This is a genomic window from Armatimonadota bacterium (assembly GCA_016223145.1).
Lineage (GTDB): Bacteria > Armatimonadota > Fimbriimonadia > Fimbriimonadales > Fimbriimonadaceae > Nitrosymbiomonas.
Genome location: JACRPN010000008.1, coordinates 1 through 10,081, shown reverse-complemented (window position 1 = coordinate 10,081; position 10,081 = coordinate 1). Strand labels below are relative to the sequence as shown.

Annotated in this window: 6 protein-coding genes and 1 tRNA gene; 4 read left to right on the top strand and 3 right to left on the bottom strand. The window is 60.4% G+C overall.

What is annotated here, in order from left to right:
• Positions 1–17 precede the first annotated feature (17 nt).
• Positions 18–2,156: a bi-domain-containing oxidoreductase gene (locus HZC36_05320; protein MBI5706391.1), complete on the top strand. Its 2,139-nt coding sequence runs from the start codon at positions 18–20 to the stop codon at positions 2,154–2,156.
• Positions 2,157–2,272: 116 nt separating this feature from the next.
• Entirely contained in the window at positions 2,273–3,589 is a 1,317-nt protein-coding gene (locus HZC36_05315) for a glycosyltransferase family 4 protein (GenBank protein ID MBI5706390.1), read from the top strand.
• Positions 3,590–3,866: 277 nt separating this feature from the next.
• On the opposite strand, the gene HZC36_05310 is transcribed toward HZC36_05315, so the two are convergent.
• Positions 3,867–5,195, bottom strand: a complete 1,329-nt coding sequence (locus HZC36_05310) for a hypothetical protein (protein ID MBI5706389.1) — start codon at positions 5,193–5,195, stop codon at positions 3,867–3,869.
• 436 nt (positions 5,196–5,631) lie between these two features.
• Positions 5,632–5,707 (bottom strand) — tRNA-Glu (locus HZC36_05305).
• A gap of 137 nt (positions 5,708–5,844) precedes the next feature.
• On the opposite strand from HZC36_05305, the gene glpX reads away from it, so the two are divergent.
• Both glpX and HZC36_05295 read left to right on the top strand, forming a co-directional pair.
• Positions 5,845–6,795 (top strand): class II fructose-bisphosphatase, encoded by a 951-nt coding sequence (gene glpX, locus HZC36_05300; protein MBI5706388.1) that lies wholly within the window; start codon positions 5,845–5,847, stop codon positions 6,793–6,795.
• 407 nt (positions 6,796–7,202) lie between these two features.
• Positions 7,203–7,913: a hypothetical protein gene (locus tag HZC36_05295; protein MBI5706387.1), complete on the top strand. Its 711-nt coding sequence runs from the start codon at positions 7,203–7,205 to the stop codon at positions 7,911–7,913.
• 219 nt (positions 7,914–8,132) lie between these two features.
• Here HZC36_05295 and HZC36_05290 read toward each other — a convergent pair whose 3' ends face one another.
• Positions 8,133–9,296: an AIPR family protein gene (locus tag HZC36_05290; GenBank protein ID MBI5706386.1), complete on the bottom strand. Its 1,164-nt coding sequence runs from the start codon at positions 9,294–9,296 to the stop codon at positions 8,133–8,135.
• Positions 9,297–10,081: the final 785 nt, after the last annotated feature.

Genomic DNA, 10,081 nt, shown 5'->3' with positions numbered 1-10,081 from the left:
GTGCCCCTGAGGAGCGATTGAACCAAGTCCTGCAGTCCCTTGCGAACGGAAATGTCGAAGTTGCCGAGGTGCCATGCCCCAGCCTCAAGGGCGGCCACGTGCTCATTCGAACATCTGCGACAATCATCTCAGCTGGGACCGAGCGCATGCTCGTCGAATTCGGGAAGGCCAGTCTGCTTGCCAAGGCCAGAAAACACCCGGACCGCGTCAAGCAGATGTTGCAGAAGGTGAAAACCGACGGCTGGGCGGCGACGATCAAGGCGGTCCGCACGCGTCTCGACGAGCCTATGCAGCTCGGCTACTGCAATGTGGGCGTCGTGCTGGCGGTGGGGGACGGGGTCACGGAGTTTCAACCGGGCGACCGGGTCGTCTCGAACGGCAGCCACGCCGAGATCGTCTGCGTTCCCAAAAACCTTTGCGCCAAGGTTCCGGAGGGTGTCCCCGACGAGGCTGCCGCCTTCGCGGTGCTTGGCGCGATCGCGCTTCAAGGCGTGCGGCTTGCCGAGCCGACCTTGGGCGAGCGTTTTGTTGTGACGGGCCTTGGCCTGTTGGGCCAAATCGCCTGCCAGGCTCTCAAGGCGAACGGCTGCGGGGTGCTGGGCCTCGATTTGAGCCCTGAGCGCTGCGCCCTGGCGAGGTCGTTGGGCGTCGAGGCGCTACAGCTCCAACCGGGCGAGGACCCTGCCGTGGCCGCAGAGCACTTCTCGCGGGGGCGGGGGGTGGACGGCGTGATCGTGACGGCGTCCACAGCCTCTTCCGAGCCGATCAGTCAAGCCGCGCACATGTGCCGCAAGAAGGGCCGGATCGTGCTCGTGGGCGTCACCGGGCTCGAGCTCAACCGGAACGACTTCTACCACAAGGAGCTGAGCTTCCAGGTGTCGTGCTCCTATGGGCCCGGAAGGTACGACTCGAGCTATGAAGAGTGCGGGAATGACTATCCGATCTCCCACGTCCGCTGGACGGCCCAGCGCAACTTCGAGGCGTTCCTGGACCTTTCGGCCTCTGGATCGGTCCAAGTCACACCCCTTATCTCTCACCGGATTCCACTCTCCGATGCCCCCAGGGCCTATGATCTGATCACCTCGGACAAAAGCGCGCTGGGGGTGCTGCTGGAATACGCCAAGCCCGACGTTCGGCCCGACGATTCCCTGCTCGGACGGTGGGTCGAGCTTGCACCCACGGGGCCGATTCCTTCGGGCAAGCCCGTAGTGGCGATGATCGGCGCGGGGCTGTATGCACGATCCGTGCATTTGCCCACGCTGAAAGAGGCCGACGTCGTGCGCAGAGTGGTGGCGGCCAGCAGCGGCGTTTCCTCAAGGAAGGCGGCGACGACCTATGGGTTTTCCGAGGCCACCACCGACCTTGAGAGGGTGTTCGGCGATCCGCAGGTCAACACGGTCGTGATCGCCACACGCCACGCCAGCCATGCGCCGCTTTTGATCCGTGGCCTAAGGGCCGGAAAGCACGTATATGTCGAAAAGCCGCTGGCGATCGACGAGGATCAGCTCGAAGCCGTGATTGCCGCCTACGAGGAGACCCGGGAACTGGGCGGCCAGTTGATGGTCGGTTTCAACCGGAGATTCTCGCCGCACGTGGTCCGTCTCAAGGCTGCCCTTGATCGGCTGCGCGAGCCCAAAGCTCTGTCCATGACGGTCAACGCGGGGGCTATCCCGCCAGATCACTGGACGCAAGACCCAGCGGTCGGGGGCGGCCGGATCATCGGCGAGGCGTGCCATTTCGTGGACCTTCTGCGGCATCTCGCCGGCGCCCCGATCGTCAGCGTCACGAGGCAGGACCTGGGCGGCACATCCCCGCCGACACCGGACTCCGTCCATATGCACCTGCGGTTTGAGGATGGGTCGGTCGCCACGCTGCAGTATCTGAGCAACGGGCATCGCTCCTATCCCAAAGAGAGGCTCGAGGTCTTTTGCGGCGGACGGGTGGCGGTACTTGATAACTTTCGTACCTTGGAACCCTACGGCTGGGCCGGCTTTTCGCGCTACAAGACCAAATCCCAAGATAAGGGGCAGCAGGCCAGCCTCGTCGCATTTCTGGAAGCAGCAGGGAGCGGAAGGCTTTCACCCATACCGTTTTCGGAGGCTGTCGAAGTCACTCGCGCAACGTTTGTGCGCCAAAGTTCCAACCTGGAACCCTAGCGCGGTCTGTTAAGTCTGCCAATACAAGAACAAGAGGCCGCTGGTAAGCTCTTGCCTCCGAGGCGATGGGGCCTTACGAATCGTCTTTGTAGCGAGCATTGCGGATCGACTCCCATATGAAGATCTTGTTCCTGGCAGACAATTACCCACCTGAAACGAACGCCGCGGCATCGAGGGTTCATGAAAGGGCGCGCTACTGGGTGTCTTGGGGCCACGACGTGACCGTGCTGACCAGCGCTCCCAACTTCCCTGAGGGCAAGGTGTATGCCGGCTACAAGAACCGCTGGCTGCACCGCGAGGTTATCGACGGCATCAAAGTCATCCGCGTCAAGACGCTGATCGCCCCGAATAGCGGCGTGAAAATGCGCATCCTCGATTTCATGTCGTTCATGGTTTCCGCAGTTTGCTGCGGCGCGTTCATGAAGCGGCCAGACGTCGTGGTCGCAACCTCGCCCCAGTTCTTCTGCGCCGTCGCGGGCAGAATTCTGGCGGGTCTCAAGCGCATCCCATTCGTCTTCGAATTGAGCGATCTGTGGCCTGCTTCCATCCGTGCAGTCGGGGCGATGAAAAGCGAGCGGGTCCTCAGGTTCGTGGAGAAGCTTGAGCTCAAGCTCTATCGGGACTCCCACACGGTCGTGGCGCTCACCAACGCCTTCAAGGAGGACCTGACGCGGCGAGGGATTCAGCCGGACAAGATCAAGGTGATCCCCAACGGCGTGGATATCGGGCACATCGAAGAGCGCCCCTACAGTCCGGCTCTGGCGGAGTCGCTCGGTCTCAAGGACAAGTTCGTGGTCGGCTACATCGGCACCCACGGCATGGCGCACGACCTGGGCAATGCTCTGGAAGCCGCCAATGCGCTGCGTGGCGACAGCCGGATCCGCTTCCTCTTCGTCGGCGCCGGCGCACAGCGGCAGGAACTGATTCAGGAAGCCAAAGCGCGCGGCCTTGATAACGTGGTGTTCCTTCCAAACTTGCCCAAATCGGAGATCGGCGACTATTGGAGGCTGCTCGACGTGGCGCTGGTCCACCTCAAGGCCGACCCACTATTCTCGACCGTGCTCCCCAGCAAGATCTTTGAGGCGATGGCCTACGGGTTGCCCATTCTCTATTGCGGACCGAGGGGCGAGGCCGAGGAACTTATCCTGAGCGAAGGAGCCGGGATCTGCGCTGCGGCCGGCGATCCGGATGACTTGGCGGCCAAGGTCACCCGCTTGATCGAAGACCCGATCCTCAGAGAGAAACTTGCGGCAAGCTCCAGCAGTGCGGCTTCTCGGCACACCCGAGAGCGTCAGGCGGCCGACATGATCGCCGCGATCGAGCGCTCGGCCGGGATCGCGCCGCCCACCTTCGCGGTAGCCCGCGAAGCCGAGGGAACCAGCACCTCCCGCACCAGCCAGCAAGGGCTGAGGTCCGGCTCTTCGGGGAACTAGAGACGAAGTCCTCGCGTGCTGTGGTCCGTTTCGAGGCATTAGGGCATTAGGGCATTAGGGCATTGGGCATTGAGCGGCGCTTTATAGGGAGGCGGACTTGTCCTTCGCCCCTAGGTGGGCAAGCCGCGCCGACAAGCCGGCTGATCCAAAGGGGCGAGAGGTCGCCGCAGCCCAAAATGAACCGCCAAGCCTAAGTGTGCGGCCCAGCGCCCTAACGAGCAGCCTTCATGGGTCGGCCAGGCACCCTAAACCAATACCCCTGGAGCACCCTAGGCGACTAGGCGTCCACTTCTCGCATCCGCGCTCGGATTGTCGGCCAATAGAAGATCAACATCGCCCCGATGAAGCCGATCCCCGCAAGAAGTGCGCGCCGGGGTCCCACCGGCTTCCACTGGGTCTGGGGCTCATCCAGGATCTCGTACCGCGAAGGATCGCGCTCTTCTGCAATCCGTGCTATTTCGAGCTCCCCGCGCAAGGCGCCCATCTGGCTCATCGCCGCATTGAAAGTCTGCTTTGCCCGCTCAAGCTTGGCGTACTGCGTCGCCGAGACCGGCATCAGCTCCTCGTACTTCGCCAGCACCTCTTCGTTCTGGGCAAGCGTCACCTTGAGCGTCTCGAACTGTACGCGCGCGTCGCGGAACTGCGGCGTCAAGTCCTCTTTCAAAGCATCCTCTTCCAGCTTGAGCCGCTCGTCGGCAAACCGCTTCGTCAGGTTGAGATCGCGCTTGGCCATTTGTACTTCCACGCTGCTGTTCGTGAACTTGGTCATCGCCGTCTCAAGGGCAATCCGCTTGGACTCAAGCGCGCCGGCGAGCCCCGAAAGGTTGCCGCTCACATAAGGAAGGGCGAACACGCTCGTCTCCTCATCTTGGCTTAGCTCGATGAGCTGTTTGAGGGCCTTCTTGTTGATTTCCAGGACCGCCTGCGCCACCTTGAGCTGAACCTTTGCGTCGTAAATGGCGCTCCTTGCGGATAGGTATTTTCCCTGAATCTCATCGTAACCGGCAAGCCGAAAGTCGGTGAGCATTTGCGTCAGCCCGCCCTGCAGACTGTCCACCTCTTTCACCGCCAGGTCGTACCGCTTCTCGACGAACTCCCTGTTCTTCTGGCTGACGTTGATGGTCATGGCCTCTGCGCGGCGATTCAAAAAGCCGTACATGACGTCCAGCATCTTGACGCAGAGCCCGCGCGATTCTCCGGTGATCTCCACCCTTAGGAACCCGCTCTTTTCCACCGTCACCGACAGGCTGTCCTTGAACTCCTCGACCGCCTCCCCCTCCTTCTTCTTCCAGCGCTCGACGAGACCACATTTCCGGACGACTTCTCGCGCGCAAGCCGTGCTCTCCAAAATCCCCGTCGCCGTCTGTGTCCCCGAGCCCACCAACGGCGACAGCAGCGCCCCACCGAAATTCCTCACCGCGCCTTGGTCCGACTCTGCCGAAGACCGGATGCCTGCCAGCAGCATCGGGGTTGCCGATGTGTTAGGGAAATATAGGCTGAAGTATCCCAAATAGGTGGGCGCAAGCAGGTAACTACCGCCGTAGATCACGACGGCGATTCCCAGCGAAATCCACAACGGACGAAGCGACTTGATCCAATCCCTCATCGGCAATCCAGCTGCGCTTGCGCGCCGAACACATCCAAAAGGACGCACGGGACCGGGATTTTGGAGTGTGGATAACCTCTCTGATGGCGCATCAGAACAAAAGCCCTGCTCGGCCGGCAACTGAATACCAGCCAGACGAGCGGCCCAATAGATGCTCAGAGACCCTCATGCCTTGGTTGAAGAAGCAGATCGAGCTCCTTCGCGAGTTCCCGAAGCCTCACCACACCTTGCCGGCAGTCGTCTTTCGCTGCTCATAGGCGTTAGCCCCGCGCCCCATACTTCGCACCCTGGACTCTGAACCCTGAACCCAGCACCCCGCACTCGGAACACCCGAACACCCCACCACCTGAAAACCTGAAAACCTGAAAACCTGAAAACCTGATAACCCGACAACCAGGTGTCCCCGCTCGGCAACGCCGCAAGCATGAAAGGAAGTTGGTAGTCCCGACGGGATTCGAACCCGCGATCTTCGCCTTGAGAGGGCGATGTCCTAACCGCTAGACGACGGGACCAGACGGACCGAAAAGGTACCCGAACCGGCCCCTTCCCGTCCAGACCAGGCACCTTTTCATCCGAGGCAATCCAGACCGCCCCGGAATCGCCCCATAATATTACTGGCCCGACCAAAGGCGCTCGGGCAAAACAGCACATGATAGGCAACCCGCATCTCGATTACGTTCGCATCACCGAAGCCGCCGCCATCTCCTCCGCCCGTTGGGTGGGCCGTGGCGACCGAAACGCCGCCGACCAGGCCGCTTGCGAGGGCATGAGGTCCACCCTCAACGAGCTCCCTATCGACGGCACCATCGTCATCGGCGAAGGCGAGCGCGACGAGGCGCCCATGCTCTATATCGGCGAGAAGGTGGGCAGCGGAGAAGGCCCCAAAATCCAGATCGCCGTGGACCCCCTGGAGGGCACCAACCTCTGTGCCAACGGCCTCGCGAACGCCATCGCCGTGCTCGCCGCAGCCGAAGAGGGCAAGGGCAAGCTCATGCATGCGCCCGATTGCTACATGGACAAGCTGGTGGTCGGAAAGGAGTGCAAAGGGGTGGTGGACATCAAGGCGCCGCCTGCCGAGAACGTGAAGAAAATGGCCAAGGCTCTCGGCAAAGACGTGGGTGAAATGATCATCGGCATCCTCGAGCGCCCTCGCCACGATCCCATCATCAACGAGCTGCGATCCGTGGGTTGCCGGGTCCACCTGGTCACCGACGGCGACATCACCATCGCCCTGGCCGCGCTCGATCCTGATGGCGGCTTGGATGGCCTCATGGGCATCGGCGGAGCGCCGGAGGGCGTCATCACCGCAGCGGCCACGCAGTGCTGGGCAGGCGAGATGCAGGCCCGATTGCTCTTCCCCAGAGAGGGCCAGCGCGAGAGGGCCGAGCGCATGGTGGGAGGCGACCTCGACCGCGTGTTCTTCACCGACGATTTGGCCTCTGGCGAGGTCACGGCCGTGGCCACCGGCATCACCACCGGCGACATCCTGCGCGGCGTTCAGTTCAGGAGGGATTCGGTGATCACGGAGTCGCTGGTCATGCGCGCCTGGAACCGCACCGTCCGCCGCATCGAAACCCAACACCTCGACCACGGGGTGTAATTCCCTACTCTCAAACCGCATCGCGTATCGCGCATCGCCCATCGCCCTTCGCCCTTCGCGCATCGCACATCGCACATCGCACATCGCAGAGTAGCCCCCTCCTTGGTTTTGCGCAGCGAAACTGCTTCCGAGTCCCGACGTGTCGGGAAGGAGGGGGTTGTCGCAGATCCCGCCGAGCGTAGTGAGGGGAACGAAGTCGGGAGGGGTGGAGACCGATCTTCGCCCATCCCCAATCTGAAATCTCCAATCTCAAATCTGCGATCTCTCCTCCCCCTTCGCCCTTCGCGCCTCGCAGGAAGGGCCTGGTTTGGGTGAGGGAAAGGATGAGGTGTGGGATGTGCATGTACTATGTCAAGGGCCTATAACTACTGTGTCAACCGCATAAGCACCTATGCCACAATTATGTAATGTTAACAGGCACTGATGTCGATCCTGGTGAGATAGTCATAGAGTATGGGCGGCTATCTGTTCATGTGCAGCGGGCGATTGCAGACGTTGATGAAGCTGCTTTTCGAGATATGGCAGCCTGCCTTCGCAACTGGTGGGAGATGCGCAAAGCCGTCGATTCCCTGTGTGAGCAATACGGGATCATCCTCACATTTGATGAGTTATTGACAAGTGGAGACAAGGTGAAGCAGTTGGCTCAGAGGAACCCCTATCATCAACTACTGCTGCCTTGCCCCCCCGGCGGGCTGAATGTCACCATCGGCGCTATGTTCCAGATCGCGGGCCCAATCTCAGACCAGGCCGACGCTGCCGCCATGTACAAAGCTGGACCTCCGCAAACTCGCCGGCGCAGGATGAAGTTTGTAGAATGGCTGGGTTGTCGCATCTATGTATTCGGGAACCAGAGACGCCGCGATGGCCGCAACATGGATATTAGCCGTGGCGTCTTGATTCAGAGAACGGCCAACGTATTCGGTGGCTCACATCCTCGGAAGAGACCTAACGAGAAAGCCAAGAAGAACAGGTTTGACCGCTACGTCAGGCTCATGCACCGACAACAAGTGGCCGGTGGGTACCCGATGACATACTATATCTTACTCGCGACAGCTCAGGAGATTGGACGAACTCTTCGACCACTAGTCGATTCACTCAACTCTCGAGCGTTAGCTTGAGCCCCGACGCCTTGCCGACTGGTGTGAGCTCGCGCGAGGCCTCGCGGTTCAGTTCATATCCAGGCGAAGCTCTGCCGAAGCGAGTCGGTTCTCACCTGCGATTCCGTCAATTACGAACTGTCGTTGCTTGCCTCAACACCTTTAGGTGTTGAGGCAGGAAGTTCCTGATGGAAAGGTAGTGTGGCCCGGAGATTTGTATTCGCCAGGCCACACACCGAGTTACCCCCCGAATTTTCTGAGGTAGGCGCTCTCCACTGTCGACGCCAACGTCTGCCAGTGCCATTTTGCCTTGGCAATTGCGTCTGGCTTTTTGGCTACTGCATCACTTGTTTCGACCGTCAACTGGATTAGTTGAGGCGCGATCTCAGTCCAGAATTCCACGATTTGAGGGAAAGGCACCTTCCACTCGTAGAGGTCGCTGATCGGGTTCAGTTTCACGAAACACCTGAAGGCGCTGATAATCGGGAAGAGTGCCCCCTTATAGGGTTCATACTCTGACTCGGTGCCGATGAAGATATAGCGGAACTTCCTAGTTCCCGCTGCCTTCTTGACCCAGGCTAACCGGCCACCACGTCCACCTTCCTGATTGCGAATATCGCGGATGCTGCTCGCGATGATGTCTCTCAGTTGCAGAATTTCGAGCACGATGCTCTGCATGCGCGAGAACCGCCTTTCATCCTTTAGGTAGGAGTCCAGAACGCGCCACTCGCTCGCACAGGTTCGGATCGGGTGCTTTCCCTCAGCAACCGGAAACTCGTCAATGTTGAAAAGATCGAGAATTCCCAGCACTTCCCTTACAGTGTATTCCCGGTCCTCATTCCCCTTGTAGGCAATGTCCCGCTCGAAGGGCTGACCGCGGAGTACACGTTTGAGCCAGTCGAACTTATTGTCAAGTTCGGCCAATGCAGACTGCTGCACCTGCACTGCAGTGTTCAAGCCCCCTGCAATCTGAGCAACCATTTCATCGTCGATGCCCGTTAGGATGTCGACACGCACGAATTGCTCAAGCGCGACCTCGTCGCCATTTTGTGTTCCGCGAGCCCGCAAATCATCCAGGTTCTCCTGAATGATTGCATACGTGTGGCCCCCGTCGACAATTCCGTGGCGGCCGTCTTGGAACACCACCTCATAGGCTTCAGATCCGTCATGAGATGCCACCCGACTTACGGAGTCCGCAAGTACCGTGATTCCTTTGTTCTTCAGGTGGAACGAGTTCGGTCTTGAGTCGTCCTCGTTACGGAGACTTCTGGCGACACCTTTGTAGATCGCAGCTTCGATCTTCTGCTTTCGCGGATTGGTATCCATGGGCAGGCCGACAGGCATGTCCAAAACGTTGATAAGCCAGAGATGGCGTTCGGCTCCCTCGAAGATAGGGTCTGCCATGCGCTTTGCTAAGCGCACCTTGAATTGACTTCTAGTCACTACGATGCTCCTTGTGGGCGATCCCGCCCGTTTTAGTCACCGGAACCCCGATGCCGGATCCATTATTGCAGACCACGTGGCGTCCTTGTCAACAGGGGCACAACCAGGTTGACGTCCCCGCCCTTTCTGCCGCCTGCCTCATTGTATGCATATCAACTCATTGGCACATGCCTTTAGGGAGTTGGGGCTTTCCGTCATCCCCATCCCCAAACTCGCGTCCCCTCTCCTGCGTCCACAAACCTTCCAGGTACCCCAAAACCCCTGGACGCGGGGGAGGGACAGGGTGGGGGTGAAGGGCATCGGCTACATCACGGCAGCAGCGGCCCTATCGGGTAGCGCACAGCCAGGCGGGCACAAAGGTGCGGTGAAACACCCCAAGACGCGGGGGAGGGACAGGGTGGGGGTGTAGGGCATCGGCTACGTCACGGCAGCAGCGGCCCAATCAGAGAACGCACGGCCAGGCTGCCACAGGGATGCGGTGAAAGTGGCGCAGCACCCCCACCCGGCCCAAGGGCCACCCTCCCCCGCGACGAGAGCTTCTCCGGCAACCGGGAAAGGGTGTCGTCGCAGGAGAAGGGACGGAGCGCGGCCGCCGAAAGAGGCCGGAAGCCCATGGTTGACGTCTCCGCCCTTTCTGCCGCCTGCCTCATTGTATGCATATCAACTCATTGGCACATGCCTTCAGGGAGTTGGGGCTTTCCGCCATCACCATCCCCAAACTCGCGTCCCCTCTCCTGCGTCCACAA